Genomic DNA, 16,790 nt, shown 5'->3' on the forward strand with positions numbered 1-16,790 from the left:
GGCAGCTATGACGCAAGATCAGAACAATCAGCTGGCATGGGACCTCGACGGCATGCTCGACGGCATGGACGGGTCGGCGGACGCCGGGGCCGCCGACCCCACTGACAACACGGGCGCGGCCGCCTACGCGCCGGGTAGCGCGCGCTGGATCGCCGCGCTCGCGCCCACCGACGCGGACGCCATGCGCCTCGACCGGCTCGACGTGGACGGGCTCGGCAGCGAGGAGGCGGCGCGGCTGTGGGCCAAGGTGGCCGCATGGGTGGAATCCGACCAGATCGCCTACTACATCGATGACGCGCCCGTGAGCTCCGACGCCGCGTATGACGCGCGCATGCGCTGCCTGCAACGTCTGGAGGCCGCGTTCCCGTCCCTGGACACCCCGCAGAGCCCCACCAAACGAGTGGGCGGCACATTCTCCAACGACTTCGCCTCCGTGCGGCACCCCAGCCGCATGATGAGCCTCGACGATGTGTTCTCCATCGAGGAGCTGCGCGATTGGTACGACTCCGTGCTGCGCGACCTCGACTGGCCGGCCGGCAAGCCGCTGCCCATGACCTGCGAGGTCAAGATCGACGGCCTCGCGCTGAACCTCATCTACCGCAACGGCACGCTTGAACAGGGACTCACGCGCGGCGACGGCGTGACCGGCGAGGACATCACCATGAACGTGCGCACGATCGGCACGATCCCAGCCACCTTGGGCGGAGAGCGGGGGGACGTGCCGGACTTCGTGGAGATCCGCGGCGAGGTGTTCATGCGATGGGACGACTTCCGCGCGCTGAACGACCAGCAGGAGGACGCCGGGCGCGCCCCCTTCGCCAATCCGCGTAACGCGGCCGCCGGATCCCTGCGTCAGAAGGATCCGCGCATCACCGCCACGCGCCGGCTCAGCTTCTATGCGCACGGCATCGGCCGGCTCGACTGGGGCGCCGACCACCCCTCCGGCACGCACGACGCGGTCCGCGAACAGTCCGAGGCATACGACCTATACCAGAAGTGGGGGATCCCCGTTTCCCCGCACAACCGTTCCGTCACCTCGTTCGACGAGATCCTGGCCATGATCGACTACTACGGCGAGCATCGCGGGGACATCGAGCATGCGCTCGACGGCATTGTGGTCAAGGTGGACGATCTGGGCCTGCAGCGCGCCCTGGGCGCCACATCGCGTGCCCCCCGCTGGGCGATCGCCTACAAGTACCCGCCCGAGGAGGTCAACACCGAGCTGCTCGACATCACCGTGCAGGTGGGACGCACCGGGCGCGTCACCCCCGTCGCCGTCCTGAAGCCCGTGTACGTGGCCGGCTCCACCGTGGCGCGTACCACGCTGCACAACCCCTTCGAGGTGAAGCGCAAGGGCGTGCTGATCGGCGACACCGTGGTGGTTCGCAAGGCCGGCGACGTGATCCCCGAACTGGTGGGACCCGTGCTGGAGCGCCGGCGCGGACGCGAAGACCGTTTGCGCGAGTTCGTGATGCCCACGCACTGCCCGTCGTGCGGCGCCGAACTGGCCCCCGCCAAGGAGGGGGACAAGGACATCCGCTGCCCCAACGTGGAATCCTGCCCGGCGCAGCTGACCGAGCGCATCATCAATCTGGCCTCGCGCAAGGCGTTCGACATCGAGCATCTGGGCGACCAGTCGGCCATCGCGCTGACCAACCCGGAGGAGAACCGGCCCGATTCCGTGGCCACCTACGCGCCGAACATCACGGAGATCCTCGTCAAGCCCGGCGAGGAGCCGGAGCCGTACGAGCCGGCGGAGGGACTGCGGCTGCCTGCCGAGCAGACGCCGGTGCTTGCCAGTGAGGCGGGGCTGTTCGCGCTGACCGCCGCGGACCTCAAGGACGTGCGCGTGTGGCGCGAGGCGGTGATCGTGGAGATCCACGAGAGCGTGGACGCCAAGGGCAAAAAGCACAGGATCCGCAGGCGCGTGGGAGGCTCCGGCCTGTGGCATCAAGTGCCGGCGTTCTGGACCGCGCCCACTTCCGCGAGGAAGGCGAAGGCCGCCGGGGATGCGGGCGGGAGCGGCGAGGTGCCGGCCGGGCCCTATCCGGGCTACGATGTGCCGGCCGACGCCGAAGTGGTGCGGGTCGATCGCAAGACCACCCGCAACGGCACCGTCGAGGTGCCCGTCTACGTGCGCCCGGGCGAGAACACGCGCAAGATGCTCGATGAGATGGACAAGGCCCGTCACGCGGACTTGTGGCGCGTGCTCGTTGCGCTGTCCATCCGCCGGCTCGGACCGCCCACCGCGCGCCTGATCGCCTCCTCGCTCGGATCGCTGGAGGCCATCGAGCACGCCAGCGCGGAGGATTTGTCCGCGATCGACGGCATCGGTCCCGAAATCGCCGAATCGGTGGTGGGCTGGTTCGCCGCCGCCCGCGAGCCGGGCGACTGGCGCGGCGCGGTGCTGGATGCGTGGCAGCGCGCCGGCGTGGGCGTGGGGCATGCCGAATCGAGCGGCCTGCCCCAGACGCTGGCCGGCAGGACCGTGGTGGTCACCGGTTCGCTGGAGGGCTATTCGCGCGATTCCGCCAAGGAGGCGATCATCGAGCGCGGCGGCAAGGCGGCCGGTTCGGTCAGCAAGAAGACCGATTGGGTGGTCGTGGGCGCGAACGCCGGATCCAAGGCCACCAAGGCTGAGGAACTGGGCGTTCCCATGCTCAACGAGGCCCAGTTCGCGCTGCTGCTGGAAACCGGTTCGCCCACAGGGGAATCGCCGGAGGAGATGCCGGCGGAGGAGACCGCCGAGGCATAGCCGGCGGGTCGGCTTTCCGCGTCGCCCGGCCGTCTGGCGTTTCCCGGATCGTTCTGACGTCGCCCGAATCACTCTGGCATGCCGCGCCGCCGCACGCTAGGCTGGTACCCGGCAAAAAGGAGGACGCATGACAGAAAACCGACCCGCAGGACACATCGAAGCGCAGATCTACGATCGGCTCAGCCGCGTCATCGACCCGGAGCTGGGCCGATCGGTCACCGATCTGGGCATGATCGCAGCCATCGACGCCGTTCCGACCGCCAATGCCGGTGCCGACGGCAACCGCTACGACGTGACTGTGCACGTGGAGCTGACCGTCCCCGGCTGCCCGCTGTCGGAGACCATAACCAACCAGATCAACGGTGCCATCGCCTCATACCCGGACGCCACGCTCGTCCCGCACATCGAGGTGGGTGCCATGAGCCGCGACAAACTCGACACGCTCGTGGCCGATCTCAAGGCCGAACGCAGACAGAACCCGTTCAACAAGCCGGACACCAAGACGCGCATCTTCGCCATCGCCTCCGGCAAGGGCGGCGTGGGCAAGTCGTCGGTCACCGCCAACCTCGCGGCCACCTTCGCGGCGCTCGGATACAGCACCGCCGCGATCGACGCGGACATCTACGGCTTCTCCCTGCCCAAACTGTTCGGTGTGACCACCCAGCCCACCAACCTGAACGGCATGCTCATGCCCGTGACGGCGTGGGGCGTCAAGCTCATCTCCATCGGCATGTTCGCCGGAGCCGACCGTGCGATCCTGTGGCGCGGGCCGCGTCTGCAGCGTTCGCTTGAGCAGTTCCTGTCCGACGTGTGGTGGGGCGAGCCCGACGTGCTGCTGCTCGATCTGGCCCCCGGCACCGGCGACATGGCCATCTCCGTGGCGCAGGCCCTGCCCAACGCCGAACTCGTGGTCGTCACCACTCCGCAGCCCTCCGCTTCGGACGTGGCCGTGCGCAGTGGGCTCGTGGCGCTGCAGGTGCCCATGAAGGTGCGCGGCGTGGTGGAGAACATGAGCTACTACGAGCACAACGGCGAGCGTTTGGAGATCTTCGGGCGCGGGGGCGGCGAGCGGGTGAGCGCCCAGCTCACGTCCGCATTGGGCTATGATGTGCCGCTGCTCGCCACGCTGCCGCTGGTGCCGGAGGTGCGCGAGGTGGGGGAGTCCGGTCGGCCCGCCGTGCTCACGCCCGAGGGCGCGCTCGCATCCACGACGGTGGCCACGGAGTTCACCAGACTTGCCAGGCGGCTGATGGCGTTGTGAGGATCGGACTGGATACCGGTTTGTTGGACGATCGGCTATTGGAGACCGACGTGCCGTGTGCAGGGATGCCGGCAATGAACGTCAGGAATGGATAGCAATCGGCCAATAATCGATTCCTGTTGCGCTTGGCCGCCCATTCGCGCCCGTCTATCATCGCTGATGCAGACTTATCCGTATCAGTGCTGATGGAGGTTCCCATGATCAATTTCGGTGCGCGCGGCCACGACGTGACCTGGGCGGACACGCCGGAGCTGCTGGCCCGCGGGCTGGCGGGCTACGGGGTGCACAATGTGCAGCTGGCCCTGCCCAAGTCGTTCCCCTCGCTGGCCTCCGGGGCGGCGCAGATCAATCCGGGCATGGGCATGCATGTGCGCCGAGTGCTCTCCGACTCGGGCGTGGACATCGCGGTCATGGGCTGCTACATCAACATGACGCATCCCGATCCCTCCGCGCGCGAGGCGGCCCTGAGCCGGTTCGAGGCGTATCTGGCGAACGCGCGGTTCTTCGGCGCGCCCGTAGTCGCCTCGGAGACCGGATCGGTGGATCCGGATCCCGGGCGATACACCGAGGAGAACTTCACCGAGGGGATGTATCAGGAGGCGCTGGCCTCCATCCGGCGGCTGGTCGCCGCGGGCGAGCGGTTCGGCACGATCGTGGGCGTGGAGCCGGGCGCCAACCACCCCATCCACGACATCGAAACCACTGTGCGGCTGCTCAATGACGTCGATTCTCCGTATCTGGGCATTGTGTTCGATCCGACCGCCTACACCACGCCCAGCGGCCTGACCTGCGACGGCTCCGATCAGGTGACGTTCACCAAGCATGCCTTCGAGGCGTTCGGCGAACATGTGGTGGCGGTGCACATCGACGACTTCACGGTGGACGGCTCCGGCATCCACCGCTGCAATGTGGACGAGGGCACCATGGACGTGGCCGGGGTGCTGCGGATCGTCGGCAGGGCCCGCCCGTGGGTCCCGGTCATCCTCGAGCAGACCACCGACGAGGCCATCGCGAGGACCGTGAGGCGATACGGGAATCTGTGAGCCCGGCGCATACGCCCGGTTGATCATCCGGCAATGCGGATGCGGATTATTCCATGAAATGGCGAAGCCTCAAACAGGCCGTTGCACTGTTCGTCGTACTGTTGGTATTGCATGAACGAAAAGGAAACCTCTCATGACAATTGACGATTCCAAGGGCAGCGTCACCGGGTCGAAAGTCCCTGGGTCGAATGTCCCGGGGCTGAAGGGCAAGGTGCTCTATGCATTCGGGGACAGCATCATCGACGGGCATGTGTACACCGGGAGGTCCTGCGCGGACGTTGTCGCCGAGCGCGAGGGCATGATCCTCGTCAAGCGCGCCCGCAATGGCGCCACGATTCTCGACAGCGACATCGTCAATGGATTGGGCGGCCAGATTCTGCGCCAGGTGGGGACGGTGGAGCCGGATCAGCCCAAGCCGGATGCCATTCTGTTCGACGGCGGCACGAACGACGCCTATGCGGACCGGATTCCGGCATCGCTGGGCTCGGTGGGCGCTTCGAAGGATCCCGCCGCGTTGGACCTGACCACGTTCGCGGGATGCTTCGAAGCCACCATTCTCGCCTTCCGCGAGGCTTGGCCGGATGCGGCGATCGTATACCTCGCGGCCGCCAAGCTGGGCGGCAGGGATTGGTCCGTGCAGAATGATCTGAGGTGCGTGGCGCTCGCCGCCTGCGCGAAATGGGATGTCACGGTGGCGGATGTGTTCGGCGACACCGAGCTTGACACCCGCCGTGATGATCATCGCGTGAGGTATTCCTTCGATGCGTTGGGCTCGGACGGATTGCCCGGCACCCCCGAGACGATCGACTATCCCAACCCCGCGACGCAGCCGTCCGGCACGCACCCCAACTTCGAGGCGATCGACAGGTTCTATGCGCCGGTTATCGCCAGGGCGCTCGAATCCGCATTGGCCTAAGCGGCATTGATGGCCTTCCAAGCCACGTCCTGAACCGGCTTGCGACCTGAACCGACTTGCGACCGGGACCGACTTGCGACCGGGACCGCAGTCGGCCAAGCCGTTGTCAGGCGCTGTGCCCGGTCTCCGATTCGGCGCCCAGCAGCAGGGCGTCATGGGTGACGAGCACCAGCGCGCCCGGAAAGTCCCGCAGCATGCGCGCGAGGGCCTCCTTGGAGTTGATATCCAGGTGGTTTGTCGGCTCGTCCATGACGATGAGCTGGGCTCCGCGAACCACGCCGAGCGCCAGCATCAGTTTGCGCAGCTCGCCCGGTGAAAGGCTCGCCGCATTCATGTCTGTATCCGCACCCTTCAGCAGACGGTCGGGATCGGCGTTGAGCCGCGCGTAGACGGACAGTGCGCGGGTGCGACTGGATGGCTGAAGACCGTCGAGCTCAAAGAGGGCGGATCGGGCTGCTGCATTATCCACGCGCTGACCGATCGTCAGCGTTGGTATGGCAGGTGCGGGCGCGGACGATGCGGTCCCCAGGCTGCGCAGCATCGCCCGGACCAGCGTGGTCTTGCCCAGTCCGTTCGGGCCGGTGATCAGGATGTGGTCGCGCGGGCCCACGGACAGTTCGGGAATGAGCAGGCCATCGCCGTGCGGATTGCGCGGATCCATTGCCTCCACGGTCCAGACCGCCGTGCGCGTGCCATTTGCGATTGCTGGATCAATGCGCAACCGGGCGCGGGGAGACTCGGCGTTCCCGGAACTGGTTGCGCCAAAGCGGATCACGCCGGTCTCCAGATGGATCAGCTCACGCCGGCGGCTCGGCTCGGCATCCATCCACACATCGCCGTCGTACCGTTTCGCCGCCTCGCCCAGGCCTTGCGCGGCGCGCCGGGCCGCGGCCAGACGTCCATCCAACTGCGCGGCCGATCGGGACGCCGCGCTTCCAAGCGTCGGCTTGCCGTACTTGAGTCGGTTGCGAGCGTCGTGATCCTTGGGATCCAGACGCACGCCCCGCCCGCGTTCGGCGTCCAGCACCCGCGCATGCTCCACACGGCGGGAGCGCTCCGCGGCGATCCGGCGCTCGGTGGCTCTGGCATCGCGCAGCAGCTCGCCATCGCGCGTGTCATTGGCCCGGCTCTGCGCGGAGGCCTTCGTCCAGCCCCCGGCATACGCATTGGCGATGGTGACGTTTCTTCCGGCGGTGTGCCGGCGTTCCAGCATCACGCAGCGCGTGCAGGTCGCGTCGATCAGCGCGGTGTCGTGCGAGATCAGCACGCCGATGCCGCCGAACAGCCGCATTGCGCGTCCAACGGCCGCGCGGCTCGACGCATCCACGTGGTTGGTGGGCTCGTCGAGCACCAGTACGTCCGGCCGGGCCGCGAAGGCGCAGGCCAGCTGCAGTCGCTTGGCCTCGCCGCCGGATAGGGTGTCCCATCGCCAGCACCAGTCGTCGCCGATGTCCAGCGCCGTGCGGATGGCCAGCGTCTCCGGCGACCAGTCAGTGGCGAAATCATCCAAATGATCCGGTGGATCGTCGATTCGCTGTGCGCAGTACACGCCCACGAACGAATTCGATCCGGGGGAGACGGTGCCGGAATCCGGACGCAGCAGGCCCAGCGCCAGATTGACGAGCGTGGTCTTGCCCATGCCGTTGTCTCCGAGCAAAGCCGTCCAGCCGCGAGAAAACTGAGCGGAGAGGTTTTCGAACAGCGGCTCGGTGGCGGTGGGATAGGTGAAGGTCAGATGATCAAGGGTGAGAATGGAAATGCGTGACATGTCGGTTTCGATTCGACGGTGGCGCACTGCACTGCCGTGAACGCGCTTATTGCTGAAACGATTGTTGAAACGCCAGCAAAGATGTCGGCCTGAAATGCCGGACGCGCGAAGGTTGCGGACGATAGACTGATGCGGCAGTGCGCCCCAAGCGCACGGTCCTCGTCGTCTATCGAATCACCAAGATGGCCGCCACGTCCTTTCGCATATCCTTCGGTTGCAGGCACGAATTATTGCAGCTCCGGCGGACAGGATGTGGATAACTGCCGACGACACGCCCGAAAGAGGGGGTAAGTGGGGTACGTTCGACCACATGGCCCGGAAACCGGGGTGCGAACGGCCGTTCCGCGCTACGGTCGAGCCATGACGGACATTGCATCATCATTCATGAACGAACAGGCCATGCGCCGCAGCGGCGAGCAGTACGCGGCGTGCGCGCGGGCCGCCGCCGACATGGACATCACGCCCACATTCTCGCATGCCACCGCGTTGAGGTATCAAGGAGTGGAGGTCCCCGAGGACTGCACGCTCTCCGCCGACCTCCACATCTCCTTCGAGGACCGTGGCTCGCGCAGGCGGTTCGCGGGCGTGAAGGCGCATTACTGGAGCGGCGACTTCCAGACCACCTTCGACGAGGGCGGCGGCTTTTTCGTCACCAATCCCGCCATGACATGGGCGCAGATGGCGGCGTATGTGGGCGAGGAGAGTCTGGCGGTGATCGGCGGGGCGCTGATGTGCCGGGACGTTCGGAGGCGATTGGCTTCGTTGGATGATCTGGCCCGGTATGTTCGGGACAATCCTTATTTTCACGGTCGCAAGCGTTGCAAGGACATAATGCCGTTCCTGCTGGCGAATTCCGATTCGCCGCCGGAATCTGCGCTCGCCGTGCTGATCATGAAGTCCGGACTTGGCACGCCCGTTGCCAATTTCCGCATTGATCTGCCTGATGGCGGATACTGTCTGGGCGATTTGGTATTTCCCGAACTTAAGCTTGTGATCGAGTATCAGGGCGCATATCATGCTGGACCTGCGCAAATGAGGTCGGATGCCTTGAGATGGAATAAATTGCGCGCTTTGGGGTGGGATATCGTGTTCGTCACGGCGGATGACATGCGCACCGAGCAGTCGAAAAGGGCGATTGTGGCGCTGATCAGGGCCGCCATGGATCGTCAGAAGGCGCTTGTGGGGCTGTTGAACGTGATGTGATGCGAGTTTCCGGTTCACATTTTTCGAGCCCTTGAAAATCGTGAACCAGAAACGCGCAAAATCGAACATCAAGTTCTGTAGAAATCGGCGGAATTTCAAGGAATTGCATGTTCGATCGCACATTCGTCAGTTCACAATTTGCAACCGCCTGAAAATTGTGAACTGTGATATCAATAGGAAAGGCGTCCGATCCTCATGCATGAGGGCCGGACGCCTTTCAATGATTTGGGGTTGGTGGATCAGATTGCCATCACAGCCGGCTCAGTCGGCCTTGGAGGCCTTCCAAGCCACGCCCTCGTCGTTCCAGCCGTTGGCGACGAGCGTGTTGCGCTCCACCGTGGCGGTGGTCCACAGATGCTCGCCGGAGTAGGGGTTGTACAGGCGGAACACATCCACGGTCGCGGACGGGTTCTGGCGGAAGGCAACGCCCTCGTAGGTCCAGCCCACGGTGAGCAGCCCGTTCTTCTCGAGCTCGTTGATCGTCCACAGGTGCTGGCCGTTGAAGCGGTTGTACAGGCGGAAGATTGGATCGCCCGTCTGCGCATCCATGGTCAGGCCGTTGCCCTCGTCGTTCCAGCCGGAGCCCTTGAGCGTGGTCGTCTCATCCTTGGAGGCGGTCCACATGTGCAGGCCGCTGTAGGGGTTGAAGAAACGGCGGATCGCCACGGAGCCGTCCTGGATCGCGAAGCGCAGCGTCACCGAACCGTACCAGTTCGGGTCGGAGGCGGGCACCGCGATGGTCACCGAGTAGTTGCCGGCGGCCACGGGCGCCTCGGCGGTGGGCCCGTAGGCCGTGCCGTCCACGCCGGCGTAGCTGATGGCGTATTCGCCGGTGTACTCGCTCGTGGGCGTGCCGGAGTAGCCGGCGTGCGCCTTGCCGTCGAACCAGGCGTTGGCCGGGTTGACGCCGGTGATCGTGGCCAGGGACTTCGACGGGCCGGGCTGCGGCAGCGGCTCGGGCTCCGGGGTGGGCGGGTTCGGAATCACCGGGGCGGTGGCCTCGATGTAGCCCATGCGCAGCGAGTGGCCGTCGGTCACCGCGTCGTCGGCCCAGAACACCGGCTTGTAGGTCTTGCCGTTCTCGCCGCGCTCGACGGTCTTGGCCTCGGCGTCCGGGGTGATCGCAAAGCCCTCCGTGTTGCCCGAGGCGATCTCATTCGGCGTGGCGGTGAGCGTGTTCAGCTCGAGCGCGCCCTCCTTGAACACGTAGGTGGCGATCATGGCCTTGGTGGACGTCTCCTCGGCGCCGATCGTGTTGTCGCCCTGGGCCAGGAGCTGGCTGTGCTCGCCGTCCCAGACCAGATCGCGCGGGCCGGAGTATCCGGCGTTCGCGGCGGTCTGAGGCAGATCGACCTCGGCCACGGCTTCCACGGTGTCCTTGCCGTCCTCGTTGGACAACGCAAAGGCGTAGATGCCGTTGGTCTTCTCCAGCGCGGCGAAGAACAGGCCGCCGAAGGAGTTGCGGTAGTCGGCAGGGTTGTAGAGCTTGCCGTCCTTGGTCTTGAAGCCCTTGGCGGTCAGCGTCGCGTCCGGAATAAACGCCACGCCCTCCACGCCAAGGTTCGCGTCGTCTTTGCCTTCGAGCTGGACGCCGAACGCGGAATCAAGCGGCTGCTGGAGGTTCCACTCGTCCACGGCGGTGAGGTCCTGGGCCCCGTCGCCGTTCGCGTCGGTGGTCTTGGCGCTCACGTCGTAGCGCAGGATGGACGGACGAGGCTTGTTCTTGTCGGTGTTGTCGCGCTCGGCGCCGATGAACACGCCCTTGCTCGGGTCGCCGCCGATGAGCGCGATGCCCTCGGAGTCCACGCCGCCCTCGCCGTCCTTGAAGTGCAGCTGCTTGCCGCCCTTCAGCTTGCCGTCCTTGACGAAGCTCCAGCCGTTGCTCGGATCCTGCTTCCAGCTGTTGGTCGCCGGATCGTAGACGAACTTGTTGATGGAGCCTGCGCCCTTGGGGCCGGTGATGCCGAGCGTGGGGTTGAGGTCGTTGTCGGCGGCCCACAGCGTGCCCGGACGGCCGTTCACGCCCGGCTGGTATGCCAGACCGGACAGGTTGTCGTCGGTGTGCTCGCCGGTGGCCTGTCCGGCGCCGAACTCGTCGACGCCGTCGATCGGGGTCACAGCTTTCAGACCGGGCCAGGGGTTCACGGGCATCGACTCGCCGCTGGGCGGGTTGGGGTTCGGGTTTTCGCCCTCGATCACCATGCCGTCGGCGTCGGTGTTGGCCACGAAGACGACGTTCTTGTCCTGATCCTTCCAGGTGAACTGGAGGAGCTGCTTGCCGTCCTTGCCGAACACGCGGACCTGGTCGGACTTGCCCAAGCCGATCTTGGCCAGCTCGTCAAGGTTGAAGGACAGCTCGCCACCGGCCTTGAGCACGGTGCCGTCGGGCACGGTGTAGATGTGGTCCTCGGAGTCCTTGTCGTCGCGGAACGACCAGCCGGACAGGTCCACGTCCTTGGTGTTCTTGGAGCCGAGTGTCACGGTGTCCTTGCCCACGTCGATCCTCTTGAGGAACACGGCGGTGGCGGGATCCTTGATGGTGTCCTCGAAGGCCGGGGGAGTGGGCGGGTTCGGGTTCTCGCCCTGCGCCTTGATGCCCACGACCACCGGGTCGTGGTCGGAGGCGCGGAACTGGTCGGCCTTGTACAGGTTCTTCGCGTTGTAGTTGTAGCGCGAGTACTCGAGGGCCACCGACTCCACGGAGTTGATGTTCCAGATGTCCGCGCCGGTCACGTCCTTGAGGGCGGCCTCGTTGGCGAAGATGTGGTCGAGCGAGCCGACGCCGCCGTTGCTGTTGCCCTTGTCGTCCTCCACGGTGTACGAGTAGGTGTACTTGCCGGTCTTCTCGCTCACCTGCTCGCTCAGATCGGTGTAGCCGGCGGCCACGATCTTCTGGATCGGGCGCTCGGCGTAGTAGGCGTTGAAGTCGCCCACCAGGAACACCTTCTGGAGCTTGAGGTCGGTCTTCACCGCGTCGGTGAACTTGAGCAGCGCGTCGGCCTGGGCCTGGCGCGTGAAGTCGGCGTTGCCGGAGCCGTCGCCCGGATCCTGATTCTGCTCGTTGCTGGCCGAGCCCTTGGACTTGAAGTGGTTGGCGACCACCAGGAACGCGGAGGAGTCGTCGGCGTCCTTGGCCTTGAAGGCCTGAGCGTCGGGCTGACGGCCGTGCTCGTAGGGGGCCACGCCGTTGAAGGCGTCGGAGTCGGTGAGGATGCGGGTCTCGCCCACGGTCGCCACCTTGGCGGGCTTGTAGATGAACGCGGTACGGATCACGTCCTCCACGTCGAGCGCGGGCACGTCCTTCGGGCTGGGCACGTAGGCCCAGGTGCCGGCGCCGGCCTCGGCGTTCAGCGCGTCCACCAGCGTGGACAGCGCGTAGTCGCGGCGGTTGCCCTTGAAGGTTTCCGGAACCTTGCTCGCAGGCTTGGCGGAGTTTTCGATCTCCTCCAGGGAGACCACGTCGGCGCCTAGGTTGTTGATCGCCTTGACGATCTTGGTGCGCTGGCGCTCCATGTTCTCCTGGTTCCAGGCGCCGCGCACGTCGCAGTTCCTCGCGGTGATCGGGTTGCCGTCGCGGTCCGTGTAGGCGTTGTTCGCCGCGCAGCCGGTCTGGTCCGCGGTGGTGGAGAAGTAGTTGAGCACGTTGAACGTGCCGAGCTTCACATCGCCGCCCACAGAGGCGAGATCGGGGGTGCTGGTGCGGGTGTTGGCGAAGGTGGCCGGCTGCGCGTCGGCGTTGTCGCCGGTCAGTCGGGTGGTCGGCTGGAACTTCCACGCGTTGTTGCGCCAGTCGAGCACCACGGGCTTGGTGAACGTGACCTTCTCGCCCACGCGGACGGGCTGGTCGTTGCTCAGGTACGGCAGCGGGGTGTCCGCGTTGGTCGGATGCTTGGTGTCCAGGAAGTTGTAGCTCGAGCCGTCGTCCAGCGTCACGCTCTCCGCCTCGAGGCGGTCAAGTTCGGCCTGGTAGGCGGCGCCGGTCTTGACGTCGCCCTTGAGGCCCTTGACGGTGGGGTTGAGGAACGGCTTGTCCGAGGCGGCCAGGCCGATCTCGCCGTACTTGTTCGTGTTGTACACGTCGGAAACCGTGTAGTCGCCCTGCGGCGCCACGAGCATGCTCTCCAGCGTCTCGCGCTGGGCGTCGGTCTTCGGGAACGCGACCTTGGCCGGGGCCGGGGCCTCGACCTTGTCCGCGAGCTTGGTCGCCTTGGTGGCGCTGAGCTCGGTCAGGCCGTAGTATTCGCTGACCTTGCCGCTGACCTCCACGTAGTCGCCGGCCTTGAGGGTCTTGGCGGTGTCCGCGTCGTAGACGAACAGGCCGTCGGAGGCGGTGCGCTTGGCGGGATCGACGTCGCCGCCGGTCGCCGGGGTCTGGATGGTGAAGCCGCCGAAGCCGCCGTCCGGGTAGGTGGCGGTGACCACGCCCTTGGTGGTCACGGTCTTGTTCACGCACGGGCTGGCGTCGCCGGTGCCCTGGATCTGGGCGATCGTGGCGTTGCCATCCTTGTCCGCCACCGAGCAGACGTCGGGATTGGGCTGCGGGTCCGGATCGGGCTTGGAGCCGGTGCTGCCCGAGCTTTCGGGCGTGATGGTGGCGCTGAGCGTGAAGTCCTTGGAGTTGTCGTTGGTGTCCACGCCGTTCGTGCGGTTGAGCGACTTCACATCGGTGTTGCCCTTGGGCGCGGTGGCGGCGGCCTTCTCGAACGTGTTGGTGGAGCCATAGCCGAGCGCGTCGATGATCTGCGCGTTCGCGGTGGTGTCACCGATCGCGGGGCTCAGCTTGTCGGTGGTGGCGGCGAGGAAGAGGGTGCCCTTGGTGCCGCTGACGTTCAGTCCGGTCGCCTCCACGTCGGCGGCGGGCAGATCGGCGCCGTTTTTGCCGTTCGATCCGGCCTTGACGAGGTAGTAGCCCTTCGCTTTGATGGTGCCCTTAAGCGGGGCGGTGAAATTGGCCGCACCCTCGCCGGTCGCCGACCGGTACTGCAGCGACGTGCCGTCCAGCGTCACGTCCTTGTCCGTGGCGTTGTACAGCTCCACGAACTTGTTCTTGTAGGCGGCGCCCGCTGATCCGCCGGACAGGTACGCCTCGTTGATGACCACGCCCTTGGCGGTCGTCTCGGCCGCGGGAGCCGCGGCGGTGGCGGCGGTTTCGGGCTGCTGCAGCTGGCTGGTCGCATTGGCCGCGGTCGCCGGGACGCCGACGAGCGGGACGATCATCGCGACGGACAGCAGGAACCCTTGTACACGTTTCGGGATTGCCATGTCTCTCCTCGATTCTTTCCGCGGGGATATTCCCCCTTCCTCCCCACGCTAGGAGGCCGATCGAACGGCGACATGGAGCCGATCTGAACGCAGTGCGAACAGACCGGTAATGCTCATGGCCGGCTCCGTTGCCGGCTGATGAAGTACGTAGCGTCTGTATGCAAGGGGGGTCGCATGTCATGCGGCATGATATGCGACCCCCCTCAAGCATGGCATTGGGCCACGAGCGACCTTCCGATCACTCGCTCCAGCCGATGTCCTCGGTGTGGAACAGCGGCCATCCGTCGGAGCTTGTGGCATATCCGGCGGGACCGAAGTTGGCCAGGCCCTTCTTCACCGCCATGGTGATGGGCGGTGCAGCGTAGGGGACCTGCGTGTACAGCTGCTGGACTTCCTTCTCCGCCTCGTTGTAGGTCTTGATCGCCGTGGCGCTGTCCTTGAGCGAGGTGATCGACTTGAGCTTCGCATCGATGTCCGCGTTGCCGGTGAAGGAGTAGTTGGACTGCGAATCACTGCAGAAAAGCTGGCAGCCGCCGGTGTAGTTGAATGGGTCGGAGGCGCCCCAGCCAAGGCCGAGCACATCGAAGTTGCCGGAGGACAGGGTCGTGGAGAACTCGTTGGAGGCCTTGATCTCGCCGTTGACTTTGATTCCGGCGTCCTTGGCCATCTTGATGATCGCGTTGGTGGTGGCCTTGGTCACGGCGGAATCCGAGAACGTGGTGTAGCTCAGCTCGAGCGTCTTGCCGTCCTTCGCATAGTAGCCGTCGGAGCCCAGCGTGTACCCGGCCGCCTCCAGCGTCTTCTTGGCGTTGTCCGTGGAGAAGGCGGCGTCGGCCGGCATGTTGTCCTCATATCCCGCCTGGAATGAGGGGATCAGCACGGAGCCGGGCATGGCATCCGGCGTCCAGTCGATGCCCGAGTAGCGTATATTCGCGAGATTGGAACGGTCGATCGCCTGCACCAGCGCCTTGCGCACGTTCACGTCGGTCACGTTCTTCGCGTTGATGGTGTAGGTGCTGATCGACGTGCCGTACGCGCGGCGGATCTGCACGTTGTCCATGGACTTGACCATGGACAGCTTGTCCGCGGTACCCACCAGCGCGGTGTCGATCTCACCGTTCTTGAAGGCGTTGATCTCCGCGGAATCCTCCATCTGGCGGACGGTGATCTTGTCCAGTTTGGCCTTATTGCCCCACCACTTCTCGTTCGGGGTGAAGACCACTTCGGAATCGGAGAAGGATTCGACCTTGTACGGGCCGGCTCCCCATTCGGAATGCGCGTTTTTCTGCCAGCCGTTGGTGTACACGTCCGCGCTTTCGGACTGCGGGGGCAGCAGCTTGGCGAACAGGGATTCGACCGGGTAGAACGGCGTCTTGAAGGTCACCTTGACCTCCTTGTCCGTGGAGCCGCGTTCAACGCTTTCGATGCTGTCGTAACCGGTGGTGGAGGCGGGGGAGTAGTCGCCGCTTTCGCCGTTGTTGGCCTTCCATGTGGACACGAAGGTGGTGTAGTCGATTGGCGTGCCGTCGTTCCAAGTGGCCTTGTCATTGATCGTGTAGACCACGGTTTCGGGATCCTCGCTCACGACCTCGTACTTGGTCAGGTAGTCGGTGTTCGCTTCTACCGTGCCGCCGTCGGCGGAATAGGTGAACAGCTGGGGCATGTAGAAGCTCCATAGCTCGTTCATGTACACGGAGTTTCCGGATGCGGAGAAGGCGTTCCAATCGGGGCCGATTTCGGTGGTCGCCAGGGTGAGCGTGCCGCCGTCCTTGACCTTGCTGCGATCTGTGGGGTTGTTGTACGCCTTGCCCTGAACCGGCTTCGGGAAGGTGCCGGAGTAATTGGATGCGACGCCTTCCTGTGGCTCTTCGGTGATGGCGGTGCCTGTTGCGGTGGTGTTGCCGCCGGTGCCGCCGCACGCCGCGAATGAGACAAGCGCGGCAAGGGAGGCGACGATCGCCATGGCCTTGGTGGCCTTCGATGTGAATCCCATGGGTTCTCCTTTCCTGCCGGGGCGTGGCGCCCGCAAGCTTGAAAGATGAGTATGGGGTCAAAGGATTGCCGTTGTATTGCATTGCCTGAAATATGAGACAGGATTGATTGTTGAGAAGCATGGCCGTTCCATGGCCATCCCATCATGTGGGAGCGGTTTCATATCGGCATGATGTTGAGGATTTATCGGCGGCCCTCGTCCGTTGCAAACGTTATCGTTAATTGTTAAGCAAGTTGAGCAATCAAATACAGGGGGCGATGGCATGGCGAAGGATAGGGGCCGCGAATTCACGGACGATGAGCTCGACTATCTGCGCGGTCTGCCCGCGGTGGAGCGCGTCACGCCCCTGAGGATCGTGTATACGGATGATTTCAAGCGTGCGTGCCTGAGCCGCTATCTGATGGGCGACAGCCCCGTGCGCATGTTCCGTGAGGCCGGATTGAGCCCGGAACTGGTGGGATACAAGCGCATCGAGCGGTGCTTTTCCCGCTGGCGTGCCGATGCCGAGCGCATTTTGGGCAGCGGGCAGTCGAATACCGTCGCCACATGGGCGACCGACACGCGCCGTCTGACGAAAATGCTGCGGGGG

Annotated in this window: 8 protein-coding genes; 5 read left to right on the top strand and 3 right to left on the bottom strand. The window is 65.3% G+C overall.

The window, feature by feature from the left end:
* Window positions 1-7 precede the first annotated feature (7 nt).
* From ligA to EMO90_RS00175, 4 genes are all read left to right on the top strand, one after another.
* The gene (gene ligA, locus EMO90_RS00160) at window positions 8-2,755 is read left to right on the top strand and encodes an NAD-dependent DNA ligase LigA (RefSeq protein ID WP_190971922.1); all 2,748 of its coding nucleotides are present in this window, start codon (window positions 8-10) and stop codon (window positions 2,753-2,755) included.
* A gap of 127 nt (window positions 2,756-2,882) precedes the next feature.
* Window positions 2,883-4,016, top strand: coding sequence for an Mrp/NBP35 family ATP-binding protein (locus EMO90_RS00165; protein WP_150353220.1), 1,134 nt, complete (start codon window positions 2,883-2,885; stop codon window positions 4,014-4,016).
* A gap of 197 nt (window positions 4,017-4,213) precedes the next feature.
* The gene (locus EMO90_RS00170) at window positions 4,214-5,059 is read left to right on the top strand and encodes a sugar phosphate isomerase/epimerase family protein (protein WP_150353219.1); all 846 of its coding nucleotides are present in this window, start codon (window positions 4,214-4,216) and stop codon (window positions 5,057-5,059) included.
* 133 nt (window positions 5,060-5,192) lie between these two features.
* Window positions 5,193-5,975: an SGNH/GDSL hydrolase family protein gene (locus tag EMO90_RS00175; RefSeq protein ID WP_150353218.1), complete on the top strand. Its 783-nt coding sequence runs from the start codon at window positions 5,193-5,195 to the stop codon at window positions 5,973-5,975.
* A gap of 106 nt (window positions 5,976-6,081) precedes the next feature.
* Here the strand turns inward: EMO90_RS00175 and EMO90_RS00180 are convergent, their stop codons facing one another.
* Complete coding sequence (locus EMO90_RS00180; RefSeq protein ID WP_150353217.1) at window positions 6,082-7,743, bottom strand: ATP-binding cassette domain-containing protein; 1,662 nt, start codon at window positions 7,741-7,743, stop codon at window positions 6,082-6,084.
* 501 nt (window positions 7,744-8,244) lie between these two features.
* Here EMO90_RS00180 and EMO90_RS00185 point away from each other — a divergent pair.
* The gene (locus EMO90_RS00185) at window positions 8,245-8,946 is read left to right on the top strand and encodes an endonuclease domain-containing protein (RefSeq protein WP_190971921.1); all 702 of its coding nucleotides are present in this window, start codon (window positions 8,245-8,247) and stop codon (window positions 8,944-8,946) included.
* A 261-nt stretch (window positions 8,947-9,207) separates the two neighbouring features.
* Here the strand turns inward: EMO90_RS00185 and EMO90_RS00190 are convergent, their stop codons facing one another.
* Entirely contained in the window at window positions 9,208-14,208 is a 5,001-nt protein-coding gene (locus EMO90_RS00190) for an ExeM/NucH family extracellular endonuclease (protein WP_150353215.1), read from the bottom strand.
* 238 nt (window positions 14,209-14,446) lie between these two features.
* Entirely contained in the window at window positions 14,447-16,201 is a 1,755-nt protein-coding gene (locus EMO90_RS00195) for an ABC transporter family substrate-binding protein (RefSeq protein WP_150353214.1), read from the bottom strand.
* Window positions 16,202-16,790: the final 589 nt, after the last annotated feature.

Origin of the sequence: Bifidobacterium vespertilionis, from assembly GCF_008698145.1 — a bacterium.
GTDB classification, from domain to species: Bacteria; Actinomycetota; Actinomycetes; order Actinomycetales; family Bifidobacteriaceae; genus Bifidobacterium; species Bifidobacterium vespertilionis.

Bases quoted from the DNA above. Each gene is read 5' to 3' on its own strand.
- ligA (WP_190971922.1), top strand. From the start codon at position 8: ATGACGCAAGATCAGAACAATCAGCTGGCATGGGACCTCGACGGCATG.
- EMO90_RS00165 (WP_150353220.1), top strand. From the start codon at position 2,883: ATGACAGAAAACCGACCCGCAGGACACATCGAAGCGCAGATCTACGAT.
- EMO90_RS00170 (WP_150353219.1), top strand. From the start codon at position 4,214: ATGATCAATTTCGGTGCGCGCGGCCACGACGTGACCTGGGCGGACACG.
- EMO90_RS00175 (WP_150353218.1), top strand. From the start codon at position 5,193: ATGACAATTGACGATTCCAAGGGCAGCGTCACCGGGTCGAAAGTCCCT.
- EMO90_RS00180 (WP_150353217.1), bottom strand. From the start codon at position 7,743: ATGTCACGCATTTCCATTCTCACCCTTGATCATCTGACCTTCACCTAT.
- EMO90_RS00190 (WP_150353215.1), bottom strand. From the start codon at position 14,208: ATGGCAATCCCGAAACGTGTACAAGGGTTCCTGCTGTCCGTCGCGATG.
- EMO90_RS00195 (WP_150353214.1), bottom strand. From the start codon at position 16,201: ATGGGATTCACATCGAAGGCCACCAAGGCCATGGCGATCGTCGCCTCC.